Genomic DNA, 15,769 nt, shown 5'->3' with positions numbered 1-15,769 from the left:
ACCAGGTGGTGACCGAGAGGCTCATGCCGCCAGCACATCACACCCGGATCGGTCCCTGGCCGCGGCCCGCCCCACCGGTCCGGCTCGTCCCTCCGGCCCCCGGGCCGCGGCCAGGGACCGATCCGGGTGTGATGTGCTGGCGGCATGAGCCTCTCGGTCACCACCTGGTATCTCGAACAGACCTCGCGCGCCGACCTGACCCCCGTCCAGGGGCCGCCGCCCGAGCAGGGCGTCCGTATCGCCCGGTCCGAGGTACCCTCGCCGGAGTTCAGCCGCTTCCTCTATACGGCGGTCGGCGGGGACGTCACCTGGACCGACCGGCTGAGCTGGCCGTACGCCCGGTGGGCGGAGTACCTCGGGCGGCCGGGCGTGGAGACCTGGGTGGCGTACGAGCGCGGCACCCCCGCCGGGTTCATCGAGCTGGAAGCGGGCCCGGACGGCTCCGTGGAGATCGTCTACTTCGGGCTCGTCCCGGCCTTCCGGGGGCGCCGGATCGGCGGGCTGCTGCTCTCGTACGGGATCGAGCGGGCCTGGGACCTCGCCGAGCGGTGGCCGGGGCAGGCCCCGACGAAGCGGGTGTGGGTGCACACGTGCAGCAAGGACGGCCGGCACGCCATGGCCAATTACCAGCGGCGCGGCTTCCGGCTGTACGACACCACGGTGACCGAGGAGCCCGACGTACCGGCGCCCGGCCCGTGGCCCGGGGCGGGGCCCGTCAGGTCCGGCGCGGCCGCCGGAGAGTGACGGACAGCACACTGTCTCGCGATGCGGGACAGAGTTGTCCATATTTTGGATGACGGTGGACTGGCCGGAGAACGGCGTGACAGGCTTCCGTCATGTCTCGAGCTGGAATTGCCTTGGTGAGTCGGCGGCACGTCGACCTCGGCCGCATGTCCAGCGCCATTTGTCGGGCGGGCTGAGGTCGCATTCACCAGGGCCTTCGGCCCTTGGCAGCACCCAGCACCACACCGAACCCCCGCCCCCTCGTCCCCGCCGTCGCGGACGCCCTGACGCCCCCTGCCCCGCAGGCCTCACCGACGCGTGCCACGCGCCGCACTTCGGTGTGTCTGCGCAGGTCAAGCCGGGTGTCCGGCATCCCCGTCCGCCTCCTTGAGCCCGCCCAGAAGGACAGACATCCATGGCCGCCACCCCGGAACCGACCGCAGCTGCCACGACCCGCCGCAAGGCCGGCCGCCACCGCGGCGAGGGCCAGTGGGCCGTGGGGCACTTCACTCCGCTCAACGGCAACGAGCAGTTCAAGAAGGATGACGACGGTCTCAATGTGCGGACACGCATTGAGACGATCTACAGCAAGGCCGGCTTCGACTCGATCGACCCCAACGACCTGCGCGGGCGGATGCGTTGGTGGGGCCTGTACACCCAGCGCAAGCCCGGGATCGACGGCGGCAAGACCGCGATCCTGGAGCCGGAGGAGCTGGACGACAAGTACTTCATGCTGCGGGTCCGCGTCGACGGCGGACGGCTGAGCGTGGCCCAGCTGCGCGCCATCGGTGAGGTCTCCGAGCAGTACGCCCGCGGCACCGCGGACATCACCGACCGGCAGAACATCCAGCTGCACTGGATCCGCATCGAGGACGTCCCCGCCATCTGGGAGAAGCTGGAGTCGGTGGGGCTCTCCACGACCGAGGCCTGCGGCGACTGCCCGCGAGTGATCATCGGCTCCCCGGTGGCCGGCATCGCGGCGGACGAGATCATCGACGGCACCCCGGCGGTCGAGGAGATCCACGAGCGCTACATCGGCAGCAAGGAATTCTCCAACCTGCCGCGGAAGTTCAAGACCGCGATCTCCGGCTCACCCGTCCAGGACGTGGTCCACGAGATCAACGACGTGGCCTTCGTCGGCGTCGTCCACCCCGAGCACGGCCCCGGTTTCGACCTCTGGGTCGGCGGCGGCCTGTCCACCAACCCCAAGCTCGCCCGGCGCCTGGGCACCTGGGTGCCGCTGGACGAGGTCGCGGACGTGTGGGCCGGTGTCGTCGGCATCTTCCGCGACTACGGCTACCGCCGGCTGCGCACCCGCGCCCGGCTGAAGTTCCTGATGGCCGACTGGGGCCCGGAGAAGTTCCGCCAGGTGCTGGAGGACGAGTACCTCCAGCGCAAGCTGGTCGACGGCCCGGCGCCCGACGAGCCGGTCTCCACGTGGCGCGACCACATCGGTGTGCACCGGCAGCAGGACGGCCGCTTCTACGTGGGCTTCGCCCCGCGCGTCGGCCGGGTCGACGGCACCACCCTCACCAAGATCGCCGAACTCGCCGCCGCGCACGGCTCCGACCGGCTGCGCACCACCGTCGAGCAGAAGCTGATCATCCTGGACGTCGAGCAGGACCAGGTCGACGCGCTGGTCGCCGGGCTGGAGGCGCTGGACTTCCAGGTCAGCCCCTCGCCGTTCCGGCGCGGCACGATGGCCTGCACCGGCATCGAGTTCTGCAAGCTCGCCATCGTCGAGACCAAGGGCCGCGGCTCCTGGCTCATCGACGAACTGGAGCGCCGGATGCCGGAGTTCCAGGAGCCGATCACCATCAACCTCAACGGCTGCCCGAACGCCTGCGCCCGCATCCAGGTCGCGGACATCGGCCTCAAGGGCCAGCTGGTCCTGGACGCCGACGGCAACCAGGTCGAGGGCTACCAGGTGCACCTGGGCGGCGCGCTGGGCCTGGAGGCCGGCTTCGGCCGCAAGGTCCGCGGGCTGAAGGTCACCGCCGACGAACTCCCCGACTACGTCGAGCGGGTGCTGCGCAACTTCGAGGCGCAGCGCACCGACGGCGAGCGGTTCGCCCAGTGGGCGGCCCGTGCGGAAGAGGGTGCGCTGAAGTGAGCGGGCCGAGGCCGAGCGGAGGACACCGTGAGTGAACGCGCGGCGCCGTTCTACTGCCCGTACTGCGGGGACGAGGACCTCCAGCCGTCCGAGGAGGGCCACGGTGCGTGGGAATGCCGGGCCTGCAGCCGGGCGTTCCGGCTGACGTTCCGCGGCCTGCTGGCGCCGGGCAGCACCGGCCGGCCCCCTTCCGCTTCCGACGGAGGTACCACGTGACCACCGCTACCGACCTTCAGCAGCTGGCCGAGCAGGCAGGCCGGGACCTGGAGGACGCGCCCGCCCTGGAGATCCTCGAATGGGCCGCGAAGACCTTCGGCCCGCGCTTCTGCGTCACCTCCTCCATGGAGGACGCGGTCGTCGCGCACCTGGCCTCACGGGCCTTCCCGGGCGTGGACGTGGTCTTCCTGGACACCGGCTACCACTTCCCGGAGACGATCGGGACGCGGGACGCGGTGGCCGAGGTGATGGACGTCAACGTGCTCACCCTGACGCCGCGGCAGACCGTGGCCGAGCAGGACGCCGAGTACGGCCCGAAGCTGCACGACCGCAACCCCGACCTGTGCTGCGCGCTGCGCAAGGTCCGGCCCCTCGAAGAGGGTCTGGCCGCGTACGACGCCTGGGCGACGGGGCTGCGCCGGGACGAGTCGCCGACCCGGGCGAACACCCCGGTCGTCGGCTGGGACCCCAAGCGGCAGAAGGTGAAGATCTCGCCGATCGCCCGCTGGACGCAGGCCGATGTGGATGCGTACGTGACCGAGCACGGGGTGCTCACCAATCCGCTGCTGATGGACGGCTACGCCTCCGTCGGCTGTGCGCCCTGCACCCGCCGGGTGCTGGAGGGCGAGGACGCCAGGGCCGGCCGCTGGGCCGGCAGCAACAAGACCGAGTGCGGGCTGCACGGATGACGGACCATCAGGAGATAGCCATGACGGGCGCCACGATCTGGCTGACCGGTCTGCCGAGCGCGGGCAAGACGACCCTCGCGCACGAGCTGGCCGGCCGGCTGCGCGGCGAGGGCCACCGTGTCGAGGTGCTCGACGGCGACGAGATCCGCGAGTTCCTCTCCGCGGGGCTCGGCTTCAGCCGCGAGGACCGGCACACCAACGTCCAGCGCATCGGCTTCGTGGCCGAGCTGCTGGCGAGCCACGGCGTCAAGGCGCTGGTGCCGGTGATCGCGCCGTATGCGGACAGCCGCGAGGCGGTGCGGGGGCGTCATCAGAGCGAGGGCACCGCCTATCTGGAGGTGCATGTGGCCACCCCCGTCGAGGTGTGCTCCGAGCGGGATGTGAAGGGGCTGTACGCCAAGCAGGCGGCCGGCGAGATCTCCGGGCTGACCGGCGTGGACGACCCGTACGAGGCTCCCGAGTCGCCCGATCTGCGCATCGAGTCGCACACCCAGACCGTGCAGGAGTCCGCCGCGGCGCTGCACACGCTGCTCACCGAGAGGGGACTGGCATGACGACGGCCGCTTCCATCACCGCGACCGGCCCGGGCCACGAGGGCGACTCCCCGTACGCCCTCTCCCACCTGGACGCGCTGGAGTCCGAGGGGGTGCACATCTTCCGCGAGGTGGCGGGCGAGTTCGAGCGGCCGGTGATCCTGTTCTCCGGCGGCAAGGACTCCATCGTCATGCTGCACCTCGCGCTGAAGGCGTTCGCGCCGGCCGCGGTGCCGTTCTCGCTGCTGCACGTCGACACCGGGCACAATTTCCCCGAGGTCCTCGACTACCGCGACCGCACGGTCGAGCGGCACGGCCTGCGGCTGCACGTCGCCCACGTGCAGGACTTCATCGACCGCGGTGAGCTGCGCGAGCGCCCGGACGGCACCCGTAACCCGCTGCAGACCGTCCCGCTGCTGGACGCCATCGAGAAGAACCGCTTCGACGCGGTCTTCGGCGGCGGCCGCCGGGACGAGGAGAAGGCGCGCGCCAAGGAGCGGGTGTTCTCGCTGCGCGACGAGTTCGGCGGCTGGGACCCGCGCCGGCAGCGTCCCGAGCTGTGGCAGCTCTACAACGGCAAGCACTCCCCCGGCGAGCACGTCCGGGTCTTCCCGCTCTCCAACTGGACCGAGCTGGACGTGTGGCAGTACATCGCCCGCGAGAAGATCGAACTGCCCGCCATCTACTACGCCCACGAGCGCGAGGTCTTCGGCCGCAGCGGCATGTGGCTGGCGCCCGGTGAGTGGGGCGGCCCCAAGGACGGGGAGACCCTGGAGCGGCGGCAGGTGCGCTACCGCACCGTCGGCGACATGTCCTGCACCGGTGCCGTCGACTCCGACGCGGACACCATCGAGGCCGTCATCGCGGAGATCGCCGCGTCCCGGCTGACCGAGCGGGGCGCGACCAGGGCCGACGACAAGCTGTCCGAGGCCGCCATGGAGGACCGCAAGCGCGAGGGGTACTTCTAACCATGAGCACGACCACGAACCCGGGCGCGATCGACGCCGTCCACGCGGGTGCCACCTCGCTGCTGCGGTTCGCCACCGCCGGATCCGTCGACGACGGCAAGTCGACGCTGGTGGGCCGGCTGCTGCACGACTCCAAGTCGGTGCTCGCCGACCAGCTGGAGGCCGTCGAGCGCGCCTCCCTGGGCCGCGGGCAGGAGGCACCCGACCTGGCCCTGCTGACCGACGGGCTGCGCGCCGAGCGCGAGCAGGGCATCACCATCGACGTCGCCTACCGCTACTTCGCCACCCCGCGGCGCCGGTTCATCCTGGCGGACACCCCCGGGCACGTGCAGTACACCCGCAACATGGTCACCGGCGCCTCCACCGCCGAACTGGCCGTCGTGCTGGTCGACGCCCGTAACGGCGTGGTCGAGCAGACCCGCCGGCACGCCGCGGTCGCCGCCCTGCTGCGGGTCCCGCACGTCGTCCTGGCCGTCAACAAGATGGACCTGGTCGACTACGCCGAGCCCGTCTTCGCCGCCATCGCCGAGGAGTTCACGACCTACGCGGCCTCGCTGGGCGTCCCGGAGATCACCGCGATCCCGATCTCGGCGCTGGCCGGCGACAACGTCGTGACGCCGTCGGCCCACATGGACTGGTACGGCGGCCCAACCGTCCTGGAGCACCTGGAGACCGTCCCGGTCGTCGCCGACCCCTCCGACGACCCCGCCCGCTTCCCGGTCCAGTACGTGATCCGCCCCCAGACCGCCGAGCACCCCGACTACCGCGGCTACGCGGGCCAGATCGCCTCCGGCGTGCTGCGCGTCGGCGATGCCGTCACCGTGCTGCCCTCGGGCCGTACGAGCACCATCGAGGCGATCGACGCGCTCGGCCAGGCCGTGGACGAAGCCTGGGCACCGCAGTCGGTGACCCTCCGGCTCACCGACGACCTGGACATCTCGCGCGGCGACCTGATCGCCCCGACCGCCACCGCGCCGGCCGTCTCGCAGGACATCGAGGCGACCATCTGCCATGTGGCGGACCGTCCGCTGAAGGTCGGCGACCGGGTGCTGCTCAAGCACACCACCCGCACGGTCAAGGCGATCGTCAAGGACATCCCGTCCCGGCTGACGCTGGACGACCTCTCCCAGCACCCGGAGCCCGGCGAGCTGGTCGCCAACGACATCGGACGGGTCGTCGTGCGCACGGCCCAGCCGCTGCCGCTGGACGCCTACGCCGACTCCCGCCGCACGGGCTCGTTCCTGCTGATCGACCCGGCGGACGGGACGACGCTGACCGCGGGGATGGCGGGCCACGCGTTCGCGCAGGCGGCGGCCGAGACCGTGCGGGCCGACGGCTCCGACGACGAGGGATGGGACTTCTGAGCATGCTCCAGGACGTGTTCTCGACCTTCGCGAAGGAGGGCGGCCGCATCGGCAGCGGCGCCCTGGGCAGCGGGCAGGGCGGAGTCGGCCGATGTGTGCGCTGACGATGTCTCCCTCCGCTCACCCCTCACCCTGCTACCGAAGATCCATCGATCTGCCGGGCGTGCCATAGGGGCACACCGACCCGGCCCTCCGAGAGGAACACCTTCCGTGTCTGCCGTTCGTCACCGCCTGCTGGCGGCCGCCGTCTCCGTCCCGCTGCTGATCGGGGCGCTGGGCGCCTGCGGCTACGGTTCCGAGGCCAAGAAGGACACCGCGGCCGGGGTCGCCCCCAAGGGGCCCAAGACCGACGGGCTCGATCACGTGACGATCGGGCTCTTCGGCAACACCACGCACGCCACCCCCCTGATCGGCCTCCAGAACGGCCAGTTCCAGAAGGAGCTGGGCGGCACGGAGGTGAAGTCCTCCGTCTTCAACGCGGGCCCCGCCGAGATCGAGGCGCTCAACTCGGGCGCCATCGACATCGGCTGGATCGGCCCCTCCCCCGCCATCAACGGCTACGCCAAGTCGCACGGCAAGAGCCTGAAGATCATCGGGGGTTCGGCCTCCGGCGGGGTCTCGCTGGTGGTCAACCCCAAGAAGATCAAGAGCCTGAACGACCTGAAGGGCAAGACGCTCGCGACCCCGCAGCTGGGCAACACCCAGGACGTCGCGCTGCTGAACTACCTGGCCGGCAAGGGCTACAAGGTCGACCCCACCACCGGCAAGGGTGACGTCACCGTCCAGCGCACCGACAACAAGGTGACGCCCACCGCCTTCCAGCAGGGCTCCATCGACGGTGCCTGGGTGCCCGAGCCCACCGCTTCCAAGCTCGTCGCCGAGGGCGGCAAGACGCTCCTGGACGAGAAGACGCTGTGGAAGGACGGGAAGTTCGTCATCACGAACATGATCGTCTCGCAGAAGTTCCTCAAGGAGCACCCGAAGGCCGTCGAGGCGGTGCTGCGGGCCTCGGTGAAGACCAACGACTGGATCCGCTCGCACCCGGCCGAGGCGAAGAAGGCCCTGAACGACAAGCTCGCCTCCTCAGGCGTCGCCGGCAAGGCGCTGCCCGCCAACGTCATCGACCCGGCGTTCCGGAACGTCCAGCTCACCGATGACCCGCTGGCCTCCACCCTCCAGCAGGAGGCGGACCACGCGGTCAAGGCAGGCCTGCTGAAGAAGCCCGACCTCAAGGGCATCTACGACCTCACGCTGCTGAACAAGGTGCTCAAGTCCGAGGGCAAGCAGCCGGTCGACGACGCCGGACTCGGCAGCAAGTAGCCCGCAGCACCGCACTCCCCCAGGAGGTGACACCGATGACGACCACCACGCTCACCAAGCAGCCCGCCACGGCGGACACGGGCACCACCGTGCCCTACGCCGCTCGCATCGACCATGTCTCGAAGTCGTTCGGCCGCACCGGCGCACAGCAGCATGTCCTGGACGACATCACCATCGATGTGGCGCCCGGTGAATTCGTCTGCCTCCTGGGGGCCTCGGGCTGCGGGAAGTCCACCCTGCTCAACCTGGTGGCCGGCCTCGACGCCCCGTCCGCCGGCGCCATCGAGACGCCGGGCGGCCGGCCGGCGCTGATGTTCCAGGAACATGCGCTGTTCCCGTGGCTGACCGCGGGCCGCAACATCGAACTGGCGCTGCGGCTGCGCGGGGTGCCGCGCGCGGAACGCCGTGCCGAGGCCGAGCGGCTGCTGGAACTCGTCCGGCTCAAGGGTGCGCACGGCAAGCGGGTGCACGAGCTGTCGGGCGGGATGCGCCAGCGCGTCGCGATGGCCCGGGCGCTCGCGCAGGACAGCCAGCTGCTGCTGATGGACGAGCCGTTCGCCGCGCTCGACGCGATCACCCGCGATGTGCTGCACGACGAACTGACCCGCATCTGGCGCGCTGCGAACGACAGCGCCGTCGGCGCGGGAAACCTCTCGGTCCTCTTCGTCACCCACAACGTCCGCGAGGCCGTGCGGCTCGCCGAGCGGGTGGTGCTGCTGTCCTCCCGGCCGGGCCGGATCGCCCGCGAGTGGCAGGTCGACATCCCGCAGCCGCGCCGCATCGAGGACGCCGCGGTCGCCGACCTTTCCATCGAGATCACCGAACAGCTCCGGGGGGAGATCCGCCGACATGGCCAGCACTGAGACCGACGAACCCGCCGCACCCACCGCACCCACCGCCCGCGGCGGCGAGGAGCCCTCGGCCGCCGGCAGCGACGCTGCCGGCACCAAAGCCACCACCAACGCCACCAACGACGCCGGTGACCTCGCCGGTCTGGAGGCCGGGCTCGACGCCCTCGAATCCCGGGTCGTCGCCCGGCAGCCGTGGCTGCGGGCCGCCGCCGCCAAGGCACTGCCGCCCCTCCTGGCCATCGTCATCGTGCTCGGCCTGTGGCAGCTCGCCTACCACGTCGAGCTGAAGCCGCACTACCTGCTGCCCAGCCCCCTGGACGTCTTCGACTCCCTCCGGCAGAAGTGGCTGGACGGCACCCTGCTGAGCTTCGTGTGGACCAGCGTCTCGCGTGGCGCCCTGGGCTTCGTGACCTCGGTGGCCATCGGTACGGTGCTCGGCCTGATCGTCGCCCGGGTCAAGGCCGTACGGGCCGCGATCGGGCCGATCCTGAGCGGTCTGCAGTCGCTGCCCTCGGTGGCCTGGGTGCCGGCCGCGATCATCTGGTTCGGGCTGAGCGACGCCACCATCTACGCGGTGGTGCTGCTCGGTGCGGTCCCGTCCATCGCCAACGGCCTGGTGGCGGGCGTCGACCAGATATCCCCGCTCTACCTGCGGGCCGGCCGCACCATCGGCGCGACCGGTCTCACCGGGGTACGGCACGTGCTGCTGCCGGCCGCACTGCCCGGCTACATCGCCGGACTCAAGCAGGGCTGGGCGTTCTCCTGGCGCTCCCTGATGGCCGCCGAACTCATCGTCAACGCGCCCGATCTGGGCACCGGCCTGGGTCAGCTGCTGGAACAGGGCCGGGAACTCCAGGACATGTCCTGGGTGCTCGCCGCGATCCTGCTGATCCTGATCGTCGGCATCGGCATCGAGCTGCTGATCTTCGCCCCGATCGAACGCCGGGTGCTGCGCAGCCGCGGCCTCCTCGTCAAGGGCTGAGCCCATGGACGTCCGCCCCACGCTTCTCGTCATCGCCCACGGCAGCCGCGACCCGCGGCACGCGGCGACCGTCTCCGCGCTCTGCGCACGGGTACGGGCGCTGCGGCCCGGGCTGCGCGTCGAGGTCGGCTATCTCGACTTCCATGCGCCCCGGGTGCCGCGGGTGCTGGAGCGGCTGGCGGACGGGACAGCGGGACGGCGCGCGGGGCAGGCCTCCGGGCGCGTACGGGACGTGGTGGCGCTGCCGCTCCTGCTGACCCGCGCCTTCCACGCGAAGTCCGACATCCCGGCGGTACTTCAGGAAGCCACCGCCCGGCTGCCCCGGCTGGCCGTCCACCAGGCCGAGGTGCTCGGCCCGTCCGCCCTGCTGACCGCCGCGCTGGAGCGGCGGCTGGCGCAGGCCGGGCTGCGGCCCGGCGACCGCCGTTCGACCGGGGTCGTCCTGGCCGCGGCGGGCTCCTCCGACCCGGAGGCGATCGCAGTGATCGCTGAAACCGCGCGGGAGTGGCGGCGCACCGCTGGTTGGTGCGCCGTGCGACCTGCGTTCGCCTCCGCATCTCTTCCCCGCACGGCCGATGCCGTGCGGGAGCTGCGCGCCGAGGGCGTCGACCGGGTGGCCGTCGCCCCGTACGTCATCGCCCCCGGCTTCCTGCCGGACCGCATCGCCGCCGGGGCCCGCGAGGCCGGCGCCGATGTCCTGGCGCCGGTCCTGGGGGCCGCGCCCGAGCTGGCCCGGCTGCTGCTCCGGCGGTACGACGACGCGGTCGCGGTCGCGGACCGGGCCGGTGCGGACCGGTCGGCGCTGATCGCCTGACCGGTCCGGCCCGGTGCGCCGGTCAGCCGGCCGCGGTGTGCAGCCAGACCGTGGTCCACGGCGGCAGATGGCCGCCGGTGACCGGTGCGGAGGACAGCAGCAGCTCGCCGGCCGGCAACGGCCGGGCCTCGTCCGACAGGTTGGCCACGCACTCCCAGCCGCCCGAGCGGCGGAAGTGGAGTATGTCCGGGGCGGCGGTCGGCGCATCGTCGGCCCATTCCAGCGCCTCGTCGGCGACCAGCCGGCGGCGGGTGGCCAGCGCCGCGCGGTACAGCTCCAAGGGCGAGGAGGCCACGCCCTGCTGCGCCTCGACGGACCACTCGCCCCAGTCCGTGGGCTGCGGCAGCCACGCACCGCCGCTGCCGAACCCGTACGAGCTGCCCTCGCGTCGCCACGGCAGGGGCACCCGGCAGCCGTCGCGCCCCTTCAGCCGGCCCGCGCTGCGGGTCCACACCGGGTCCTGGAGGCTGTCGCGGGTCAGGTCGGCGACCTCGGGGAGCCCCAGTTCCTCGCCCTGGTAGAGGTAGCTCGAACCGGGCAGCGCCAGCATCAGCAGGGTCGCGGCCAGCGCCCGGCGCAGCCCGAAGTCCCGTTCCAGCGGCGGCTCCTGGCCGTCGGAGAGCAGCCAGGCCTCCTCGTCGCGGCCGTCCGGGAGGCCGTAGCGCGAGGCGTGCCGGATCACGTCGTGGTTGGAGAGCACCCAGGTGGCTGTCGCGCCGGCGGCCCGGGCGTCGGCGAGCGCGGTGTCGATGGAGGCGCGCAGCTGCGGCGCGTCCAGCTTCGCCTTCAGGAAGTCGAAGTTGAAGGCCTGCCCCAGCTCCTGGGGGGTGGCGTAGGCGGTGCGGCGGGAGTTGCGCACCCAGGCCTCGGCGACCGCGATACGGGGCGGGTCGTACTCGTTGAAGACCTTGCGCCACTCGCGGAAGATGTCGTGGACCTCGTCCCGGTCCCAGAAGGGGTGGCTGCCGTCCTCGGGCAGGTCCTCCGGCCGGTAGCTCTCCACGCCTCCGATGTCGCGCAGCGGCGCGGCCAGGTCCTTGGCGAGACCGTGGGCCACATCGACCCGGAAGCCGTCGACGCCGCGGTCGGACCAGAAGCGCAGGGTCTGCCGGAAGTCGGCGCGGACCTCGGGGTTGTCCCAGTTGAAGTCGGGCTGCTCGGGGGCGAAGAGGTGGAGGTACCACCAGCCGTCGGGCAGCCGGGTCCAGGCCGGGCCGCCGAAGCAGGAGACCCAGTCGGTGGGCGGCTCCGCCCCCAGCTCGCCCCGCCCCTCGCGGAAGACGTAGCGCTCCCGGGCGGCGGAGCCGGGCGCGGCACGCAACGCCTCCTGGAACCAGACGTGCTGGTCGGAGGAGTGGTTGGGCACGATGTCCACCATCACCTTGATGCCGAGGCGGTGCGCGGTCGCCACCAGGGCGTCGAAGTCGTCGAGCGTGCCCAGACGGGGGTCCACGTCGCGGTAGTCGGCGACGTCGTAGCCGCCGTCGGCCAGCTGTGAGGGGTAGAAGGGGCTCAGCCATACGGCGTCCACGCCCAGGTCGGCGAGGTAGGGCAGCCGGGACGTCACGCCGGGGAGGTCACCGAGACCGTCGCCGTCGGAGTCGGCGAAACTGCGCGGATACACCTGGTAGACGACGGCCTGCCGCCACCAGTCGGTGGTGTTGCTGTCGGAGCCGAGGTGCGGTGCGGTCACGTGGATACATACCTTTCGGTGCGGTGTGCGGTGTGCGGTTGCGGACGTGTGACGGGGTACGGCGCGGTGCGGCGCCGGCTGTGGGGGGCAGGGTGGGGCCGGCACCGGCGCCGGCCCCTGGGCGAAGGACTCACCCCTTGACCGCCCCTGAGGTCATGCCCGAGACGATCGAGCGGCGGAAGATCAGGACCAGCACGCCGATCGGCAGGGTGGCCGCCACCGCCCCCGCGAAGAGCGTCCCGTAGGGGACCGTGTACTGGCTGGTGAACAGGGCGATGCCGACCGGAACGGTGCGGTGGCCGTCCTCGCTGTTGAAGGTCAGCGCCAGCAGGAACTCCGCCCAGGTCGCGGTGAAGGTGAAGATGCCCGCGGTGAACAGGCCCGGCCGGGCGAGCGGGGCGATCACGGTCAGGACGATGCGCAGCGGCCCCGCGCCGTCGACGGTGGCCGCCTCCTCCAGTTCATGGGGGATGCCGACCAGGTAGTTGCGCATGATCCAGATGGCGAACGGCAGGTTGAGCGCGACGTACGGCACGATCAGGCCGGCGTAGCTGTTGAGCAGCCCCACCTGCCGCTCCAGCAGGAACAGCGGGACGACCAGCGCGATCGGCGGGAAGACCGACAGCATCAGCAGAACGGTCATCAGCGGACCGCGGCCCCGCAGCGGGGTGCGGGCCAGGGCGTACCCGGCGAAGAAGGACAGGCCCAGCACGACGGCCGTCGACACCGAGGCCACCAGCACGCTGTTGAGCAGATACCGGCCGATGCCGTTGCGGACGAAGGCCTCCGCGTAGTTGCCGAGCGTCGGCGACGTGGGGGCCAGGGTCGGCGGGGCGGCGCTGATCTCCCCCGGACCTTTGAAGGACGACGCGAGCATCCAGTACAGCGGCAGCGTCGACAGCACGACGATCGCCAGACCGCCGAGGTTGACGACGTTGAGGTACCGGCGGATGCCGGACGCCGGTGCGCGGCGGCTCATCCCCGCCCCCCTTCGTCGGCCTGCGCCTTGAAGAGCCGCAGGAAGAGCAGACAGCAGCCGATCACGATCACGGCGGTGCTGGTCGCCACCGCCGCGCCCCGGCCGATTTCGAGATTCTGGAAGAGCGTTTTGTATCCCAGGATCGCCAGCGACTGGGTGGCGGTGCCGGGACCGCCCTGGGTCAGCACGAAGGGGAGGTCGAAGATGCCGAAGGCCTGGAGGATGCGGAAGAGCACGGCGATGGCCATGATCGGGCGCAGCTGCGGCAGGGTCACCTTCCAGAACGTGGTCCAGGCACCGGCCCCGTCGATCTCTGCCGCCTCGTAGACGTCGTCGGGAATCAGCATCAGCCCGGCGAGGACGACAATGGCGACAAAGGGCGTGGTTTTCCACACGTCGACCACCACCATGGCTCCCATGGCGGAGGCGGGCTGCCCGAGGATGTCCGGCTGGTGGCCGAGCAGCTGCTCGAAGAACCAGGTCAGCCCGCCGTAGGTGCCGTTGAAGAGATATCCCCACAGCTGGGCGGCGACCACATTGATCAGTGCCCAGGGCAGCAGCAGCACGGCGAGGACCCAGCCGCGGGCGGCGCCCAGCCGGTCCAGTACGAGCGCGGCCGCGGTGCCCAACACCAGCTCCAGCACGACGGTGACGACGGTGAAGCCGAAGGTGAAGGCGAGGGCCTGCCGCCATTCCGGGCTGCTCAGCACGGCGGCGTAATGGTCGCCCGTCAGGGAGCGGAAACTGAACCCGCCGTATTCCAGGCGGACATCGGCGAAGCTCAGCAGGACCGAGAAGAGCACCGGGAAGACCGTCACGGCACCGATGGTGAGCAGCGCCGGCGAGGCGAAGAGCCAGCCGGTGCGCGCCCGTCGGCGCCGGCTCGCACGGGCCGGACCGCCGCTGTGCGGGCCCGGTTCGTTCCGTGGGCCGGCCGGCTCGGGGGCCGGCTCCCGCGACACGGTCGCGGAGGAGGTCACGGTATTCACAGCGCCCTGCCTTCCAGCGCGGTGCGGATGTCGGCGCGGGCCGCGCGCACCGCCTGGGCCGGCGCGGTCCGGCCGCCGGTCACCGCGTTGGCCTGGGTGTAGAGCGCCTTGCTGACCTGGGAGTAGTACGGGGTCTGCACCGGCCGGGCGACCAGGTGCAGTTCGTGCGCCATGGTGAGCGTGGGGTCGCCGATCTTGCGGGCCTCGGGTCTGGTGAGTACCTCTTGCAGCGCCGGAATCACCCCGGCGTTCTTCAGCAGGATCATCTGTGCCTCCTCGCCGGCGCAGAAGCGGGCGAAGGCGACCGCGGCCCCGAGGTTGTGGGAGTTGGGATTGACGAAGTTGCTCCAGCCGCCGGCGCAGCTCACCCCGGACGGGCCGCCGCCGGCGAAGCCGGGCCGGGGTGCGACGCCGACCCGGCCCGCAATCTTGGAGACCGAGCGGTCGGCCGCATTGGCCCAGGCGTAGGACCAGTTGCGCAGGAAGACGCCGCGGCCGCCGGTGAAAGCGTCCTGCGAGTCCGCCTCGACGTAGGTGGTGACCGTAGCGGGGGTGACGCCGGTCTCGGTGAACTCCCGCATCAGCGCGAAGGCCCGCTCCGCGCCCGGCCCGTTCAGCGCCACACCGCCCGAGTGATCCAGTACGGGGGCGTCGGCGTCGGCCAGGAACTCGGTGACGTTGCAGGTCAGCGACTCCGAGACGTTCCCCTGCCAGAGGAAGCCGTAGGCGGCGTCACCGGCCCGCTGGATCCTGCGGGAGGTGCGCACCAACTCCTCCCAGGTGCGGGGCACCGGCAGGCCGTGCTTGGCCAGCAGGTCCTTGCGGTAGAAGAGGAAGGCGCTGTCGGTGAAGAAGGGCAGCGCATAGACGGCACCGTGGTACTCGCTGACCCGGCGCAGCGCCGGCGGGTACCCCTCCCAGAAGTCCTTCGGCAGCAGCTTCTGCAACGGCAGGGCAAGGGAGTTGGCCCCGAACTGGGCCGGCCAGATGGTGTCGCCGAGATAGACGTCGGGGGTGGGCGAGGCGCCCGCGAGCTGAGTGGTGACCGCGGCCCGATTGGCGTCGGTGGTACTCAGGGCGTTCGACTTCCGGACACGGATCTGCGGATGTCGGCGCTGGAACGCACGAATGATCAGGTCGGCCACCACGGGACCGCCCCGGGAAGGGATTTCGGACACCCACCAGGTGAGAGTGGCCGGGGTACGCGGGACGTGCGCAGCCTGGGTCAACAGGGTGTCCAAGGACTTGCCCGCGCAACCGCTGGTGAGCCCGGCTCCGACGGCGAGTCCGCCCGCGAGCAGGGTTCTGCGGCTCAAGGCCATGAGTGCTCCTCACGTCTTGGCTGTCACCGATGACAGCGCTTGCAGGCTAGAAGTGGCCTTGTCGTCAGGTCAACGGGTCGTGAACAGCAGATTTCGTGCGGGGATCACTTGGCAACGCTGTCATCGCCATTTTGTGCTAGTGCCGTGACCGCATAGGTTCGCCGGGTTGGTGCTCATGGCTCTCGTGCCGGTTGGATGTGACGACACGTCCGA

General features: G+C 71.4%; 15 protein-coding genes. 11 read left to right on the top strand and 4 right to left on the bottom strand.

The window, feature by feature from the left end; all coding sequences use genetic code 11:
- Positions 1-144 precede the first annotated feature (144 nt).
- The 11 genes from EST92_RS25760 (at position 145) to EST92_RS25705 (ending at position 10,573) form a co-directional block, all read left to right on the top strand.
- Positions 145-744, top strand: a complete 600-nt coding sequence (locus tag EST92_RS25760) for a GNAT family N-acetyltransferase (protein WP_129283175.1) — start codon at positions 145-147, stop codon at positions 742-744.
- Between the two features lie 394 nt (positions 745-1,138).
- Positions 1,139-2,836 carry a nitrite/sulfite reductase gene (locus EST92_RS25755; protein WP_129283174.1) on the top strand — a complete coding sequence of 566 codons (1,698 nt, stop codon included), beginning with the start codon at positions 1,139-1,141 and terminating at the stop codon, positions 2,834-2,836.
- Between the two features lie 27 nt (positions 2,837-2,863).
- On the top strand, positions 2,864-3,052 hold the full coding sequence (locus EST92_RS25750; RefSeq protein ID WP_129251047.1) for a hypothetical protein: 189 nt from the start codon (positions 2,864-2,866) through the stop codon (positions 3,050-3,052).
- Positions 3,049-3,741, top strand: coding sequence for a phosphoadenylyl-sulfate reductase (locus tag EST92_RS25745; RefSeq protein ID WP_129283173.1), 693 nt, complete (start codon positions 3,049-3,051; stop codon positions 3,739-3,741). The genes EST92_RS25750 and EST92_RS25745 overlap by 4 nt, the downstream gene beginning before the upstream one ends.
- 20 nt (positions 3,742-3,761) lie before the next feature.
- The gene (gene cysC / locus EST92_RS25740) at positions 3,762-4,295 is read left to right on the top strand and encodes an adenylyl-sulfate kinase (RefSeq protein ID WP_129283172.1); all 534 of its coding nucleotides are present in this window, start codon (positions 3,762-3,764) and stop codon (positions 4,293-4,295) included.
- Positions 4,292-5,242, top strand: coding sequence for a sulfate adenylyltransferase subunit CysD (gene cysD / locus EST92_RS25735; RefSeq protein WP_129283171.1), 951 nt, complete (start codon positions 4,292-4,294; stop codon positions 5,240-5,242). The genes cysC and cysD overlap by 4 nt, the downstream gene beginning before the upstream one ends.
- Before the next feature lie 2 nt (positions 5,243-5,244).
- Entirely contained in the window at positions 5,245-6,606 is a 1,362-nt protein-coding gene (locus tag EST92_RS25730; protein WP_129283170.1) for a GTP-binding protein, read from the top strand.
- A 210-nt stretch (positions 6,607-6,816) separates the two neighbouring features.
- Positions 6,817-7,926 (top strand): aliphatic sulfonate ABC transporter substrate-binding protein, encoded by a 1,110-nt coding sequence (locus tag EST92_RS25720; RefSeq protein ID WP_129283169.1) that lies wholly within the window; start codon positions 6,817-6,819, stop codon positions 7,924-7,926.
- 35 nt (positions 7,927-7,961) lie between these two features.
- Positions 7,962-8,789 (top strand): ABC transporter ATP-binding protein, encoded by an 828-nt coding sequence (locus EST92_RS25715; protein ID WP_129283168.1) that lies wholly within the window; start codon positions 7,962-7,964, stop codon positions 8,787-8,789.
- Positions 8,776-9,759: an ABC transporter permease gene (locus EST92_RS25710; protein WP_129283167.1), complete on the top strand. Its 984-nt coding sequence runs from the start codon at positions 8,776-8,778 to the stop codon at positions 9,757-9,759. The genes EST92_RS25715 and EST92_RS25710 overlap by 14 nt, the downstream gene beginning before the upstream one ends.
- A gap of 4 nt (positions 9,760-9,763) precedes the next feature.
- The gene (locus EST92_RS25705; RefSeq protein ID WP_129283166.1) at positions 9,764-10,573 is read left to right on the top strand and encodes a sirohydrochlorin chelatase; all 810 of its coding nucleotides are present in this window, start codon (positions 9,764-9,766) and stop codon (positions 10,571-10,573) included.
- A gap of 22 nt (positions 10,574-10,595) precedes the next feature.
- Here the strand turns inward: EST92_RS25705 and EST92_RS25700 are convergent, their stop codons facing one another.
- The 4 genes from EST92_RS25700 to EST92_RS25685 form a co-directional block, all read right to left on the bottom strand.
- Positions 10,596-12,266 carry a glycoside hydrolase family 13 protein gene (locus tag EST92_RS25700; RefSeq protein ID WP_129283165.1) on the bottom strand — a complete coding sequence of 557 codons (1,671 nt, stop codon included), beginning with the start codon at positions 12,264-12,266 and terminating at the stop codon, positions 10,596-10,598.
- 130 nt (positions 12,267-12,396) lie between these two features.
- Entirely contained in the window at positions 12,397-13,245 is an 849-nt protein-coding gene (locus tag EST92_RS25695; RefSeq protein WP_129248951.1) for a carbohydrate ABC transporter permease, read from the bottom strand.
- Positions 13,242-14,234, bottom strand: a complete 993-nt coding sequence (locus EST92_RS25690) for a sugar ABC transporter permease (RefSeq protein ID WP_174244134.1) — start codon at positions 14,232-14,234, stop codon at positions 13,242-13,244. Before EST92_RS25690 ends, EST92_RS25695 begins: the two co-directional genes overlap by 4 nt.
- Positions 14,231-15,556, bottom strand: a complete 1,326-nt coding sequence (locus tag EST92_RS25685) for an extracellular solute-binding protein (protein ID WP_129283164.1) — start codon at positions 15,554-15,556, stop codon at positions 14,231-14,233. Before EST92_RS25685 ends, EST92_RS25690 begins: the two co-directional genes overlap by 4 nt.
- Between the last annotated feature and the right edge of the window lie 213 nt (positions 15,557-15,769).

Source organism: Streptomyces sp. TM32, from assembly GCF_004122755.1.
Taxonomy (GTDB): Bacteria; Actinomycetota; Actinomycetes; order Streptomycetales; family Streptomycetaceae; genus Streptomyces; species Streptomyces sioyaensis.
This window is presented reverse-complemented; position numbering and strand designations above follow the sequence as displayed.